Here is a 13,754-nt window from a genome sequence, read left to right on the forward strand (position 1 = left end):
TTCTGCTCACGCGCTCAGGGCTGCGTCGAGAATATTGTGCTCAGTGGCATCCGTTGCTGCCATTTCTGCCACTACTGTGTTGCCGTGAATGACACATATGCGATCACAGAGGCCGATCAGTTCGAGGGTCTCGCGGGACAGGACAAGCACAGCACCTCCAAGTTCGGCGAACTCCCGCAACAATCCATAGATCTCTGCCTTTGCCCCGATGTCGACGCCGCGTGTCGGCTCCTCTATCAACAAGACGTTCATCTTGGCCGCCAGGTAACGCCCCAGAAGGACCTTCTGCTGATTTCCACCCGATAGAGCGCCCGTAACAGCACCCGGATCAGCCACCTTGATATTCATCGTGCGTATTGTCGTCGCGATGACATCCTTATAAGAACGCGCCAGGGAGTAAGCATTGCGGCCGGCGTGCAGCGTCATCGTCAAATTGTGTTCAATTGGAAGGCCGAGAAAGAGACCCTCGTCCTTCCGATCCTCTGGAACGAAGCCAACTCCGATCCTCTGCATCGCACGGATGCCTTGCTTGGCACGCATTGGCAGGCGAACGTTCTGGCCGCATATTACAGCGTTTCCGCTGAACGGCTGATATTCGCCGATCAACGACCGAAGAACTTTCTGTTGTCCTTGCCCCTCAAGACCCGCGAGAGCTACAATCTCGCCCTTGCGAACGGTTAGCGAAAACGGCCGCGATCTCGCGGCAATCTTGAAATTGATCAATTCGATGGCGGCGGCGCCCACGATCTTCGCCCTTTGTGGAAAGAGATCGCTCAGTTCCCTACCTACCATCATTGCAATGAGCGACGTGGGCGTCATCTCGGAAAGCGGGCGTGTACCCACGAGACGGCCGTCTTTGAGCACAGTGACGGTATCACATACGTTGAAAATCTCGTCCATGCGATGCGAGATGTAGACAATAGCCTTGCCCAGACTGCAGAGCTCACGGATGTGCTTGTTCAAAACCTCCACGTCGGCCGCGTTGAGCGCTGCAGTCGGCTCGTCGAGAATGAAGATATCCGCATCGGCGTCGATACCGTGAGCAATCTCAACAAACTGCCGTTGAGCAATCGAAAGCTCGGAAACGAGCATTTTAGGGTCAAGATCGAGACTAAGGCGGTGAAGGGCTTTGCGCGTCTCCTCGCGCATTCGATTATGATCGATGCCGCCAAACCTTGTCCTTGGCTCCCGCCCCAAAAACATGTTCTCAGCAATCGACATGTTCGGAAGCAGAGACAGTTCCTGAAAAACGGTAGAGATGCCAAAGTCCAGCGCGGCGCGCGGGTTCGAGAAAGCGATACGGTGACCGTTTTTGAAGATATCACCGCTATCCGGCTGATAGACGCCTGCGAGAATCTTCATGAGCGTGCTCTTTCCAGCACCATTCTCGCCCATGAGTGCGTGGACGCTCCCTGGCGCGAGGGTGAGTGACACTTCCCGAAGAGCTTGGTTACCGCCGAAAGCCTTCGATATTCGAGACATTTCAATGAGGTTTTGCATATTCTCAATCCGAGTGTGAGGTCGCCGGGCCATACCCCGGCGATAAGTGTCACTTCTTTCCGTAAAATTCCTTGAGTTGCTCTTCGGAAAGTTCGGATGGCCACCAGACGTTTGCCGAGAGGTCATCGCGGTAATATTTCTCTACGGTGTCAATGTCCCAGCCGTCCGGATTGTAAGCGTAATGCTTCTTCAGTTCCTTGCCTTCAAGCAAAGCAACGGCAGCGCGGATACCTGCAGCGCCCTGTGCTGGACTATAAACTGACGAGATCGATCTGAAGCCGTCCTTGATCCACTGGCCAAAGAAACCGTTGTTCCCTTCGCCCGTGATCGGCGGGATTGGCGCGCCAAATTGCTTGAAGACGTCGACGCATGCGCGCGTCATGTCGGCGCCGGACGACCAGATACCGTCTACGTTGGGATCGCTGAGATACAGGGTCTCGCAGACTTTTTTCGCCTTGTCATACTGCCAGTCCCCGTTCTCCTCCGCAGCAATCTTCACGTCGGTGCCCTTGAGGGACTGAAGCAAACCGTTATACCGGTTGGTATCTTCCGGGTGACCAGCGAGACCGCGGAGCACCCAGATATTGCCTTTACCATTCAGTTCCTTCACGAGGAAGTCACCCATGACCTTGCCGAAGTGCTCGGCTCCGCCCTGGATCTCGGTGGTGTATGCATCGCTATCGATACGACCGGTGTGCAGAACGACTGGAATTCCTGCCTTAACGGCTTTCTCAATACTCGCATTGGCAGAAGTGGAGGTTACAGGTTGAACAATGATCGCATCGACCTTCTGCGCTATAAGGTCTTCAATGTCGGCAACCTGTTTCTTCTGGTCGAATCCCGCGTCAAGCAGAATGAACTTGCTAATGCGCTTGTCTCTGGCAGCAGCGGCATCAGCTTCGTGCGCGACCTGCACGGTCCAGGTATTGGCGTTCACACCGAAGCTGCTCATCCCGATAACCCAAGGCGCATCCTTCTTAAACTTATTCGCCTCAACGCTGGGATTGTTCTCTGTTGGCGTCGTGACGCCTTCAAGCAGATTCACCTCTTGGGCATGAAGCGGCATGGCTCCAAGCGTTGTCGCGACCAACAGCGATATTGCAAGTTTCTTCAGCATGCTCATAAGCTCCTCCATAACCAATGATCTGTCGAAATTCGGAGCACACGTCACCTCTCACGGAATGGCGTCGCCGGTCCGTGATAATTGTTCATGCACTCTGAATAATTCCTCCGTGGAGCGAAAGAAACATCCTGAATCGACAGTTGTCAATAGTTATTCATGTTGAATGAATAATCTCATCTGATATTGATAATTGGAACGCCAACGTGCAGAAGAGATCCAGCGGATTAGGAGGAGCCGGACGATGCGCACCATTCTATGTTTTGGAGACTCGAATACGTACGGACAGGTTCCAGGTGGCTCTCCGATGGACCGGTATAAGGTTCTGGAGCGCTGGCCCGGAGTCATGAAGGCGCATCTCGGCGATGGTTGGCACGTAATAGAGGAAGGTCTCTGCGGCCGTACAACAGTCCACAGCGACCCGATCGAAGGCGCTCACAAGAACGGCAGAACTTATCTTCTTCCTTGTCTGCAGAGCCATGCCCCTATTGACCTTGTCATTTTAATGCTCGGGACTAACGATCTAAAGGCCCGGTTCAACATGCCCCCTTCCGAAGTGGCGATGGCCATCGGATGCCTTGTGCATGACATACGCGAACTGTCTCCTGGCCCTCGGGGGCATGATCCGGAGATCCTGATAGTAGCTCCTCCTCCCATGCTAGACGACATTAAGGAGTGGGAAGCGATCTTCTCGGGCGCGCAGGCGAAATCTCACAAATTGGCCCTCGAGTTCGAGATCATGGCTGACTCACTTGAAGCCCACTTCTTCGATGCCGGGACGGTATGCACCTGCGCGTCCGAAGACGGGTTTCACATCGACGCCAAAGCGCATCGCATTCTGGGAGAGACCCTCGCCCAGGAGGTTCTGGCCATCGGCTGGCCAGAACCTCGTTCCGACAAGAAGCTCTAAAGGACCATCATTTGCCAGACATGCGGTTTGCCCCTCCGAATCCGTTGCGCATTGCTGACCGAGCGAGCGGTCTCAACGCAATCAGCGTGCGTAGCTACAATGAGCGACTGGTTCTTTCGCTACTCCTGCAGAACGACGCCACCACCCGACTTGAGATCGGTGAGAAGACTGGTTTGTCGGCTCAGACGATCTCAGTGATTGTTCGTTCCCTTGAGCAGGAAGGCCTTGTCGTGCGTGGCCAAGCGCAACGAGGTCGGGTCGGCCCGCCGACCACGCCGCTGATGCTCAATCCAGAGGGCGCCTTCTCTGTTGGCGTGAGCGTCGGACACCGCAATGCTCATATCGTTCTGGTAGATTTCGTTGGGAATGTGAAATTTGCCAGATCTGTTCCGCATCGAACACCCGGTGAATTTGATGACGTGGACGGGGTGACACGGGAGGTGGCTGCCGCAGTCGCCAGTCTATCCAGGCACGAGCGCACCAGAATCGCCGGTATCGGCGTGGGAATTCCGGCACCCAACGAGGGCCGAATGGCAAGCAATGAAGAACTACATAAACGCCTCGAAATAGACCTCGGGCTTCCAGTGTTCGTGCAAAATGACATCGCCGCCGCCGCCGCAGGGGAGAGCCTTTTCGGCCCGGCCCGGACTCTGCAGGACTTTCTCTATTTTTACCTCGGCGCACGTCTACACAGTCGCCTCATTCTTAATCACCAGATTTATAATGGCAATTCACCGGTCAGTCACGACGTTGGAGTGTCTGCCCTCGAGAGGTCACTCGTCTCGAAGGAAGCGGCCGAACTAGTCTGGAACTCAAGTGCTGATTGGACAAATCTCGGGCAAATCGGCACCGAATGGTTCGATGAATGCGTGAATAAACTTGTTGGTTCAATCACAGCGCTTTCCCAATTCATCGAGGTCCAAACGATCGTTCTTGCATCATTTGTCCCTTTATCCGTAACCGCGCGACTGTGTTCCGAAGTCGAGAGTAAACTCCCCTTCATCCAAGCTTTGCCAGGTAAGACCGGGGTTGCTCCAAAAGCCATCGGAGCGGCCAGCCTACCGTTCAGCTCGCGTTTCATGTTGGAATGAAGGACGTGACGCTCGACGAAATGGTCGAGCGTCTGTCCGTTGAACGGCAGGTGAGGATCAGCCGGAGTCCGCTTAGTGCTTGTCAAACCCGTCGCTCACTCTTCAACAAATGCCAACACTCGTTTACGCAACGCTGGCTGATGTCATCTGTCGGTAGTCACTGTATCTTCAAAACCACATTGCAGAGCCACATCCATCCTGCAGCGAGATTACCTTGAATCCGCGATCTGGCGTCACTTCGCGATAGAAACCGAAATGCTAGCCTTGCTGCCGACGACGCGCAGCCATGTCTTCTGGATTTGGCGAGGAAATCACCCTAAAGTTGCCTCGACAGATTTCCGGCAACGCAACAAAGCCCACGGCCGAGGCACAAAACATCTGGGAGGATAAAATGCCCGACACAGGCAGTGTTCAACCACCCAAAGGAAGTCCTTTTGCGTTCCGAATTTTCGTTATTCTGCTTGCGGCAGGACGTTCGAGCCGAACGAGCTCGGTAAGAGCATCCAAATTACTGGCAGAATTCGAGGGCGTTGCTCTCGTGCGCCGCTCGGCTTGGGTTGCGCTCGGTTCGACGGCCGATAATGTGGTCGTGGTAACCGGTCATCGTCGGCTTGAAGTTGAAGCCGCACTAGATGGGCTGGGAGTCGAGTGCATCGAAAATACGAAATACGACCATGGGATGGCGACGTCGCTTACCACCGGGATATCATACTGCGATGCACGAGGGGCGAATGCCGTATTGGTCCTACTTGCCGATATGCCAGGATTGACCACCTCCCATCTGGATAGACTTTTTGCAGCTTTCCGCTCGACCGACGGCGAAGTGGTGGTGCGTGCAATGGGAGATGGCAAACCCGGAAATCCCGTTATACTTCCAAAATCACTGTTCGCGAGCATCACGCACCTCGAAGGCGATGTTGGAGCTCGCCAGATCATAGAAACGTCCAACCTCCCAATCGTTTATGTAGAGATCGGCGAAGCTGCATTGCTGGACGTAGACACTCCGGAGGCAATACGCGCCGCAGGCGGAACGCTAAAAGCGTAATCTGATCAATCTCGTGTATTCACGACGCCGCCCAAGTCAATTTCAACATTCCGCGATGTTTCCAACACACGTCGGAACCAAGCATAGTCGGAACTACGGCTTCGAATATTTATCCTTGCGCCGATACCTGTTGAACCTGAGTTCTAGCCGCTGCGATATCGGCGACCACAGAAAGCGCCACCGACGAAGCATCTCGGGCCTTATCGAAGATGCCGATTGGCGCTTTAATCCTGGCGATATCCGCATCTACAAAACCGTGCTTGCGGAGCAAGACCGTTCGCTTCTCGTGGGTACGCCTGCTTCCCAGAGCGCCGATATAAAAAGAGTCGGAATGCAAGGCGCCTTGAAGCAGGGGCAACTCCCGGTCAAGGTCATGGAACAACAACGCGACGGCGGAAAACTTGTCAATCTTCGAAGCGAACACACTGCTGTCAACGGTCGGGTCGATCTGCTCGACCTCATACCCGGCCGCACTCACCACAGCGGCGGTGGTCGCCAGTTCGACCGATCGGCCGCAAAGAAGGACGCGGGTAATCGGCTGGTATTGCGTAATGAAAGTTCCGTCGAACCAGCCGATTTGCCCCCGACTGCCCTCTCCACCGAACTCTATTGATTCCGATCCAGGCGTATACCGAAGACTAGCGGGGCGTCTGGAAGCCAGACGTGACAAAACCTGGCCCACCGGATCTGCATTTTTGAGGATGTGAATCGATAGGTTGATCCCTCCCCCGCACGGAAGCACGATATCGAAGAATGGGGAACCTTCTCCAAGCCGCAGAAAACGATCACGCCCCTTGCGCAGGGCCTCGATAGCTTCCGCTGCCACGGCCGTTTCAGTGCAGCCACCGGAGACAAAGCCGCAGTAGCGGCCGTCTCCTCGCACTGCCATCTGTGAACCAACCGCACGCGCCGCGCCACCGCGAACCTCAACCAACGTGACCAAGGCAACGGGAACTCCGGCGAGGAAAGACTCGTGCGCATACCGTAGGATCCTGCCCGGTTCGTCTGTCACGAGCTCAACCGTCGGCAACACCGCATCGTTCTCACCGAAATCATGCCGGGTCATTCGTGATCTCCCTTTGACATAGGTCCGAAGTTCAGCACCTGACTTTGATCACCCGCCCCAGCAAACTGCCAATTTGGGCGGCGACGTCGTCAATGCCGGCCGAAGCGTCAACACGACGAAGCAACCGGCGATGTTCGTAGAACGGCGACAATGCCGCCGTGGCTCGGGAAAACTCTTCGAGTCTTTTCTTCAACACCTCGGCATTGTCGTCAGAGCGTTCTTGAGCGCCGACGGCCCGCGTCTGTTCGGCTCTTTTGGCAATCCGCTCGTCGAGAGAATCGATCGCAATATCGAAGATGATGACGTGATCGAGCGACTTGTCTAAGCTGTGAAGCAGTCGCTCCAGCGCCTCAGCTTGCGCGACCGTTCTCGGAAAACCGTCCAGGATAAAGCCCTGGGCCGGTTTTTTATCGGACAACCGTTCTTCAACGAGGCCAATTACGACCTCATCCGGGACGAGTGTCCCTCCATCGACGGCTGCCTTGGCCTCGCGGCCGAGAGGCGTCTCTGCATTGATTGCCTCGCGCAGCAGGTCGCCGGTGGAGATATGCATGAGCCCGTAATCCCGCACGAGACGCTCAGCTTGCGTTCCTTTCCCTGCTCCAGGTGGGCCGATGAGGACAAGCTTGACCATCACGAAATCCCCATGCACATGTATTTGATCTCGAGATAGTCATCCATGCCGTACTTCGATCCCTCGTGATCATTGCCGCTTTCCTTCACGCCACCGAACGATGCGACCTCGGTCGAGATCATGCCTTTGCTAATGCCATTGCCGACGTCAATCGCCTGGCCCTGATCGGCGTCCAGCCATTCGCCCGCAATAAAGCATTCGCCACGTTGAATGGACGGATGCTTGAGTTCGAGAGCTACCAATTTAATGGTCCTTTCGTGAAATTTGTTCTTGCTCAGACAACGAGCGGTTCCAGCAGAAGCCGGACCACGTCGCCGAACGGGGTCGGCCTGCGCGAGATGCGGTCCACATTGACGTGGACGAAGAAGCCTTCCGCGGACGCTGTGTCTTCGTCGTTTCGAAACAATCCGATCTCGTAGCGAACCGATGACCTACCTAGTCGCGAAACGCGAATTCCGGCCGTGACCATATCTGGAAACGTCATCTCGGCATGATACCGGCAGCCGGTTTCGACCACGAGAAAGACTTGTGCGTCCTCTTTGATGTTCAAGGCGCCGTTTTCGATCAGGAAGCTGTTCACGGCCGTGTCGAACATACTGTAGTGAACGACATTGTTCATGTGACCGTAGCTGTCATTGTCCGACCAACGCGTGGCGGTAGTGCGAAAGACCTTGTAGGAAGACCTGTTTGCGGGCGCTGCGCGTTCAGCCATCACCACGCCGCCTGGTAGATCGAAAGCGCGTCCGCTTCACTGAGGTCGCGTGGATTGTTGACCAGAAGCCGCGTCTGCTTCATCGCGTCGCGCGCCATACCAGCTAGATGTTCCTCACCGATACCGACATCGCGCAATCGAGGCTGCAATCCCAGCTTCGAGGAAAGAGCGGCTAGCCGCTCGATGAAAGCGGCGCAGCGGCTTTGGGTGCTTTGTTCCGACGCAAGATCCGGAAAGGCGTCCGTTGCGATTTCCGCATAGAGAGATGCAGCCTCGAGTGCGTTGAAGCGCAGGACGTGTTGCAGCACAAGCGCGTTGGAGAGCCCATGCGGGATATGGAAAGTGCCACCGATCGGGTAGGCTAGCGCATGGACAGCAGCCACGGGCGAGTTGGCGAATGCCTGACCGGCCAGCATCGAGCCAAGCAGCATAGCGCCTCGGGCGTCACGGTCCTTCCCGTCAAAAACCGCCTTCTCGATGTTTGCACCAAGCAGTTGAAGCGCCTGACGGGCAAGCATCTTCGACAGCGGATTGTTGTTGGCGTTCTTGGACGCATAGGCCTCGATGGCATGCACCATGGCATCGATCCCTGTCGCTGCCGTGATGTGCGCGGGCAGACCGAGGGTCAGATCGGCATCAAGAATGGCAATGTCAGGAAGGATAATCGGTGAAGACACGCCCCGCTTTTCGTCACCCTGGACGGTTAAGATCGACACCGGGGTGACCTCCGAGCCTGTCCCTGCGGTCGTCGGCACGAGAACAAGCGGCAGCCGCGGCCCTTTGGCATTGCCGACGCCCCAAGCGCCATCGATGTCTTCGCCGGATCCGCTAAGCAGCGCGGCGACCTTGGCAACGTCGAGTGACGAGCCGCCCCCAAAGCCGATGACGCCCGTCACGCCGGCAGATTTCACAGCCTGGGTGGCTGAAAGCACTGTCTCAATCGACGGATCCGCCTCGACGCTATCAAAGACGGTCGTTTCGATGCCGGCCTCAGAAAGCGACGTCAGCGCCGGATCACAAAGACCGAGCTTACGCAATCCCGGGTCGGTTACGAACAGGATCCTGTTCCCCAGCTTCGGCTTGACGAGACCACCGATTTCCGCCGAAGCGCCGGGTCGAAAAACGATCTGGCTGGTCGTGCTGAAAACAAACGGGTTCATGGGCATCTCCTATGGTGCTGCATCATGCGCCGGGCAGGACTTCCCTGAGTTTGACCCTCAGGATCTTGCCGGAGCCGGTGCGGGGAATTTCGTTGACGACATAGACTCTGTCAGGGACCTTGTAGGCGGACAGGCGCTCCTTGCAGTGGTGCAGCAACGTCTCCAGGTCGAAAAGTTCCGCGGACCTCAGTACCACGCATGCGACGGGAACCTCGCCGAGCATAGTGTGCGGCATTCCGATCACCGCGCAATCCATGATCGCATCGTGAAGGAGGATTGTTTCCTCGACCTCTGCGGGAGCAATATTCTGGCCGCCACGGATGATGAGTTCTTTGAGCCGACCGGTGATCGTCAGAAAGCCGTTCTCATCGCTCCTGGCAAGATCACCCGTATGATACCAGCCGTTCACCACAGTCTTCTGCGTTTCCAACGGCTTGTTGTGATAACCTTGCATCAGATTGGGACCTTTACAGATCAACTCGCCCTCTATGCCGACCGGTACATCGAGCCCAGTTTTGGGATCTACAACTCGTACCGTGAGCCCTGGAAGCGGCAAACCGCACGACCCGGAGACCCGCCAGCGGCCGGGCCAGTTCATGGTCACCATTGTTGATGTTTCGGTGATCCCATAGCCGTCAAGCAGGGGCACGCCGAAAAACTCTTCGAAATCGTGATTAAGGGGTCCCGGCATGATCGCGCCGGCCGACACGCAAAGCCTAACCGAGTCAAGGAGCTTCTCACCGCTCGCCTGGCAGGTCGACAGGAAATAATGAAAGACTGTCGGAACGCCGGGCATGAAGGTGAAGCGGCCTGAACGCAACAATTCGGTTGCCTGACTAGTGGAAAATTTCTCCATGATATATTCACTGGCACCGGTCGCAATGATCGACAGCACCGCGATATTCAGGGCATAGGAATGGTAGAGCGGTAGCGTGTTGAGGACGACATCGTTCCTGTTCATCCCCGCGATCGGAGCCCAGCATGCACTCGTGACCCACAGCATCGACCGGGTCGAGAGGAGCACGCCCTTCGGCAGGCCTGTCGTTCCGGAGGTGTAGACAATATAGGCGGCGCGGTCGACGTCCTGATCGTCTTCGAAGTCGACAGCCTCCGCCAGATCGAAGACAGCATTCTCGTTCGCTGTGACGAGGACGGTGGTCCGATCCAGGCGCCGCAGCAAGGATTCGGTCACCGCGTGTTTGTCCGGTAGGGTAATAACGGCAACGCAATCGGAATCTGTGATGCGGTAGCTTGTTTCATCTACCGTCGATTCAATACTGATCGGGACCGCCACGCCACCAGCTCTGACCGCGGCGAGGCATGCCACGACCCAATTGACGGAGTTCGGCAGATAGATTGCGACCGCCTGACCCTTCTGTAGACCAAGAGCGATCAGTCGTGCCGCCAGACCTTCCGTCTCACGGTCAAGTTCGGCATAAGAGACGGATCTCGTCTTGTCCTCGAATGCCAGTTTCTCCGGGTACAGGCGAGCGTTCCGCCGAAGAATCTCTCCGACGGATGCAATGAGCTCGAAATGTATCATTTCAGTTCCTCCCCTTCCTCCGGTTAGACCATCGCAAACCCGCCGTTCACACTGATGACCTGACCGGTCACCCAAGAGGAGGCGGCAGAGGCAAGGAAAGTCACCATCGGTGCCACGTCGTCAGGCTTGCCGATCCGGCGCAATGGATAGGCCTTGATGATCTTCTCGCGGTTCTTCTCGAGAAAGTCAGGATCGGAATGTGAGGTCTCGATCAGGCCGAGCGAAACAGTGTTGACGGTGATGTTGTTGCGACCGAATTCGCGGGCAAGCGACTTGCCAAGCGATATAGTACCCCCACGCGCTGCCGCGGCCAGGGCAAGGTTGGCTTCGCCGATGCGGGAGCTGTCGCCGACGAGATTGATGATCCTGCCGGAGTTCTGGGCGATCATCATCGGCGCCACCTCATGGCAGCAATTGATCGCGCCATAGAGGCACACGTCAATCTGCTTTTTCCATTCGTCCGGCGTCGACTCGACGAAACGCTGATATTTGACGTAACCGGCATTATTGACGAGGATATCAATCGTTCCGAAGTCCGACTTGATCGCCGCGACCATCGCCTTGACCTGTGCATTATCGCTGATGTCCGCCTGATACGCCTTCGCCTTACCGCCGCTATCCTCGATCAACTTCACCACCGCTTCGGCCTCATCTTTTGACCGGGCGTAGTTCACTGCGATGATAGCGCCTTCGGTCGCAAGTGCTTTCGCGATATCGCCGCCGACATCGCGGCCACCGCCCGTGACGAGCGCTACCTTGCCCTTGAGATTGGTTTCCATTGAATGTCTCCTTGGGATGAGATGCTGCCTTCGCAGCGGATTGATGGGCTTGTTGAAACCTGACCGTCAGCGGCCCTTAAATCGTGGCGATCGTTTTTCGGCGAAGGCCTTGCGGCCCTCGGCGTAGTCGTCGCTGGAACTTGCGTGATCGATGAGCCTTTCAGCTTCGGTCCGGTCGAGATCACCCCGGGCACAGCCGTTGAGGATGAACTTCGCGCCCTGGATCGTCAGCGGCGCATTCGTGACCATCGCGTTAGCGCGCTCCAAGGCTGCCGCCGTCGCATCATCCACCAGTGCGTCGATGAAGCCGTTGCCTAGCGCCTGGCTGGCGGTAAAGCGGTTAGCCGAATAGAGAATGCGTTTCGCCTCGGTGACACCGACGAGCGAGAACAGCTTGCGTGTTGCGGAGACGCCATACACAATCGACAGCCTGGCGGCGGGGATGCCGAACACGGCGCTTTCTTCGGCGATGCGGAAATCGCAGGACATGGCCAAATGTGCTGCGCCACCAAGGCAATATCCGCGCAACACCGCGATCGTAGGCTTTGAAACGTCATAGATGGCATTGCCCGCAGCGTCGACCGCGACCTCGTACCGTGCGCTTTCCTCCGCGTCGTCCCTTACCGCATCGAACTCGCTGATATCGGCGCCGGCGGAGAAGTCTGCGTCGGCCCCGGTCAGCAGAATGGCGCGGACATCCGGATCCGAGTCGAACTGGCGAAACCTTTCGGCAAGCTCGCACCACATCGCATAGGTCACGGCATTGCGTTGGTTGGGTCTGTTCAGTGTAACGATGGCGACGCCATCAGTGTTTTCGACCTGAATCTCAGTCATGCCTGCTCATCTCTTCCTGCCAATCGCAACCGCGTTCAGTGCTTGAGGTATGCCCGGCGCAGGAGAGCCGGGCACTTGTTTGGATCACTTCTTAACCAGAGGGCACTGGCTTTCGGAGAGGGGACGGAAAGCCTGGTCGCCTGGAATGGTGGTGACAAGCTTCAGAAGGTCCCATTCGCTCTTCGATTCCGCCGGCGTCTTCACCTGGTAGACATACATGTCATGCACCATGCGGCCGTCCTCGCGGATCTTGCCGTCCTTGGCGAAGAAGTCATTGACCGGTGTTTCCTTCATCTTCGCCATTACCTGCTTCGTGTCGGTGGTTCCGGCGGCCTTCACGGCTTGAAGGTAATGCATGGTCGAGGAGTAATCGCCCGCATCGCCCATATGTGGCGGACGGCCGACACGCGCCTCAAACTTCTTGGCGAAGGAACGGGTTTCTTCGTCGCGATCCCAGTAAAAGGCGTTGGTCAGGATCATACCCTGCGCAGTTTCAAGGCCGAGCGAATGGACGTCTGTATCCCAGACAAGTAGCCCGGCAACAGTCTTCCCGGAGGACGCGAGACCGAACTCGGCGGCCGACTTAACCGCGTTGACAAAGGTCGTTCCGGACCCTGCCATCGCAACAACATCGGCGGGCGAAGCTTGCGCCTGCAGCATAAAGGCGCTGTGATCGGAGGTCTCTATTGGATAGCGAACGGCGCCGGAAACAGTGCCCCCATTCGCCTTGACTAGCTGGCTCGCATCCGCTTCCAGAGCATGCCCGAAGGCATAGTCGGCAGTCAGGAAGTACCAGTTCTTCTTGCCTTCACGGATCAGTTCGTTGGCGGTGCCATTAGCCAGTGCGTAGGTATCGTACGAGTAATGGATGCTGTTTGGCGTACAGCCGTCGTTCGTCAAACGTGATGTACCGGAGCCGTTGATGATTGCGATCTTGTCCTCGTCCTTCGCGACCTGCGTGACAGCCAGGGCGATACCAGAATTGATGAGGTTGTTGATCATCGTCACCCCTTGCGAATCGTACCATTCCCGGGCGGTGGAGACGGCGACCTCAGGTTTGTTCTGGTGATCGGCTACGACCACTTCCAGCGGACGATCGAGTACTTTGCCACCGAAATCTTCAACGGCCATTTTCACCGCAGCAATCGCCCCCTCGCCCGCCTCATGCGAGAACTGGCCGCTGATGTCGGTCAGGACGCCGATCCGGATCGGCCCCGAATCCTGTGCTTGGGCACCTATACCCATAGCGGCGAAAGCCGCCGTGCAAGACAGCAAAATTCCTAGATGCTTCATCAATCCATCCTCCCAGATGCGGCACCGAAGCTCCTCCTTGAGCGCCTATATCAAACTTGCGTTATCA

General features: G+C 56.6%; 13 protein-coding genes and 1 pseudogene. 3 read left to right on the forward strand and 11 right to left on the reverse strand.

The window, feature by feature from the left end; genetic code table 11:
• Positions 1 to 6: 6 nt before the first annotated feature.
• Entirely contained in the window at positions 7 to 1,500 is a 1,494-nt protein-coding gene (locus FHW03_RS23360) for a sugar ABC transporter ATP-binding protein (protein ID WP_182522831.1), read from the reverse strand.
• A gap of 49 nt (positions 1,501 to 1,549) precedes the next feature.
• Positions 1,550 to 2,617, reverse strand: a complete 1,068-nt coding sequence (locus FHW03_RS23365) for an ABC transporter substrate-binding protein (protein WP_377515588.1) — start codon at positions 2,615 to 2,617, stop codon at positions 1,550 to 1,552.
• Between the two features lie 247 nt (positions 2,618 to 2,864).
• On the opposite strand from FHW03_RS23365, the gene FHW03_RS23370 reads away from it, so the two are divergent.
• The 3 genes from FHW03_RS23370 to FHW03_RS23380 all read left to right on the forward strand — a co-directional run bounded on the left by FHW03_RS23370 (position 2,865) and on the right by FHW03_RS23380 (position 5,666).
• Positions 2,865 to 3,530, forward strand: coding sequence for an SGNH/GDSL hydrolase family protein (locus FHW03_RS23370; protein ID WP_182522833.1), 666 nt, complete (start codon positions 2,865 to 2,867; stop codon positions 3,528 to 3,530).
• Between the two features lie 20 nt (positions 3,531 to 3,550).
• Complete coding sequence (locus tag FHW03_RS23375; protein ID WP_182522878.1) at positions 3,551 to 4,621, forward strand: ROK family transcriptional regulator; 1,071 nt, start codon at positions 3,551 to 3,553, stop codon at positions 4,619 to 4,621.
• 286 nt (positions 4,622 to 4,907) lie between these two features.
• Positions 4,908 to 5,666 carry an NTP transferase domain-containing protein gene (locus tag FHW03_RS23380; protein ID WP_377515565.1) on the forward strand — a complete coding sequence of 253 codons (759 nt, stop codon included), beginning with the start codon at positions 4,908 to 4,910 and terminating at the stop codon, positions 5,664 to 5,666.
• Positions 5,667 to 5,775: 109 nt separating this feature from the next.
• Here FHW03_RS23380 and FHW03_RS23385 read toward each other — a convergent pair whose 3' ends face one another.
• The 9 genes and pseudogenes from FHW03_RS23385 to FHW03_RS23425 all read right to left on the reverse strand — a co-directional run bounded on the left by FHW03_RS23385 (position 5,776) and on the right by FHW03_RS23425 (position 13,687).
• A complete protein-coding gene (locus FHW03_RS23385) occupies positions 5,776 to 6,732 on the reverse strand; it encodes an XdhC family protein (RefSeq protein WP_182522834.1) in 957 nt (318 codons plus the stop codon).
• A gap of 31 nt (positions 6,733 to 6,763) precedes the next feature.
• Positions 6,764 to 7,366 carry an adenylate kinase gene (locus tag FHW03_RS23390; RefSeq protein ID WP_182522835.1) on the reverse strand — a complete coding sequence of 201 codons (603 nt, stop codon included), beginning with the start codon at positions 7,364 to 7,366 and terminating at the stop codon, positions 6,764 to 6,766.
• Positions 7,366 to 7,509, reverse strand: a pseudogene (locus tag FHW03_RS23395) (aldehyde dehydrogenase family protein); the annotation flags it as partial. The pseudogene FHW03_RS23395 and the gene FHW03_RS23390, both read right to left, overlap by 1 nt.
• A gap of 131 nt (positions 7,510 to 7,640) precedes the next feature.
• Positions 7,641 to 8,078: a thioesterase family protein gene (locus FHW03_RS23400; RefSeq protein ID WP_182522836.1), complete on the reverse strand. Its 438-nt coding sequence runs from the start codon at positions 8,076 to 8,078 to the stop codon at positions 7,641 to 7,643.
• Positions 8,078 to 9,238 carry an iron-containing alcohol dehydrogenase gene (locus tag FHW03_RS23405; protein WP_182522837.1) on the reverse strand — a complete coding sequence of 387 codons (1,161 nt, stop codon included), beginning with the start codon at positions 9,236 to 9,238 and terminating at the stop codon, positions 8,078 to 8,080. Before FHW03_RS23405 ends, FHW03_RS23400 begins: the two co-directional genes overlap by 1 nt.
• Positions 9,239 to 9,260: 22 nt before the next feature.
• A complete protein-coding gene (locus FHW03_RS23410) occupies positions 9,261 to 10,781 on the reverse strand; it encodes a class I adenylate-forming enzyme family protein (RefSeq protein ID WP_182522838.1) in 1,521 nt (506 codons plus the stop codon).
• 23 nt (positions 10,782 to 10,804) lie between these two features.
• Positions 10,805 to 11,560 (reverse strand): 3-oxoacyl-ACP reductase family protein, encoded by a 756-nt coding sequence (locus tag FHW03_RS23415; RefSeq protein ID WP_182522839.1) that lies wholly within the window; start codon positions 11,558 to 11,560, stop codon positions 10,805 to 10,807.
• Between the two features lie 66 nt (positions 11,561 to 11,626).
• Positions 11,627 to 12,394: an enoyl-CoA hydratase-related protein gene (locus tag FHW03_RS23420; protein WP_182522840.1), complete on the reverse strand. Its 768-nt coding sequence runs from the start codon at positions 12,392 to 12,394 to the stop codon at positions 11,627 to 11,629.
• 84 nt (positions 12,395 to 12,478) lie between these two features.
• A complete protein-coding gene (locus tag FHW03_RS23425) occupies positions 12,479 to 13,687 on the reverse strand; it encodes an ABC transporter substrate-binding protein (protein ID WP_182522841.1) in 1,209 nt (402 codons plus the stop codon).
• Positions 13,688 to 13,754 lie beyond the last annotated feature (67 nt).

Origin of the sequence: Ochrobactrum sp. RH2CCR150 (assembly GCA_014138095.1) — a bacterium.
GTDB lineage: Bacteria > Pseudomonadota > Alphaproteobacteria > Rhizobiales > Rhizobiaceae > Brucella > Brucella gambitense.

What these genes read in the sequence shown, in the direction of transcription:
- FHW03_RS23385 (WP_182522834.1), bottom strand. Translation starts at nt 6,732, where the DNA reads ATGACCCGGCATGATTTCGGTGAGAACGATGCGGTGTTGCCGACGGTT.
- FHW03_RS23400 (WP_182522836.1), bottom strand. Translation starts at nt 8,078, where the DNA reads ATGGCTGAACGCGCAGCGCCCGCAAACAGGTCTTCCTACAAGGTCTTT.
- FHW03_RS23415 (WP_182522839.1), bottom strand. Translation starts at nt 11,560, where the DNA reads ATGGAAACCAATCTCAAGGGCAAGGTAGCGCTCGTCACGGGCGGTGGC.
- FHW03_RS23375 (WP_182522878.1), top strand. Translation starts at nt 3,551, where the DNA reads ATGCGGTTTGCCCCTCCGAATCCGTTGCGCATTGCTGACCGAGCGAGC.
- FHW03_RS23360 (WP_182522831.1), bottom strand. Translation starts at nt 1,500, where the DNA reads ATGCAAAACCTCATTGAAATGTCTCGAATATCGAAGGCTTTCGGCGGT.
- FHW03_RS23420 (WP_182522840.1), bottom strand. Translation starts at nt 12,394, where the DNA reads ATGACTGAGATTCAGGTCGAAAACACTGATGGCGTCGCCATCGTTACA.
- FHW03_RS23380 (WP_377515565.1), top strand. Translation starts at nt 4,908, where the DNA reads ATGTCTTCTGGATTTGGCGAGGAAATCACCCTAAAGTTGCCTCGACAG.
- FHW03_RS23370 (WP_182522833.1), top strand. Translation starts at nt 2,865, where the DNA reads ATGCGCACCATTCTATGTTTTGGAGACTCGAATACGTACGGACAGGTT.
- FHW03_RS23410 (WP_182522838.1), bottom strand. Translation starts at nt 10,781, where the DNA reads ATGATACATTTCGAGCTCATTGCATCCGTCGGAGAGATTCTTCGGCGG.
- FHW03_RS23390 (WP_182522835.1), bottom strand. Translation starts at nt 7,366, where the DNA reads ATGGTCAAGCTTGTCCTCATCGGCCCACCTGGAGCAGGGAAAGGAACG.
- FHW03_RS23365 (WP_377515588.1), bottom strand. Translation starts at nt 2,617, where the DNA reads ATGCTGAAGAAACTTGCAATATCGCTGTTGGTCGCGACAACGCTTGGA.
- FHW03_RS23405 (WP_182522837.1), bottom strand. Translation starts at nt 9,238, where the DNA reads ATGAACCCGTTTGTTTTCAGCACGACCAGCCAGATCGTTTTTCGACCC.
- FHW03_RS23425 (WP_182522841.1), bottom strand. Translation starts at nt 13,687, where the DNA reads ATGAAGCATCTAGGAATTTTGCTGTCTTGCACGGCGGCTTTCGCCGCT.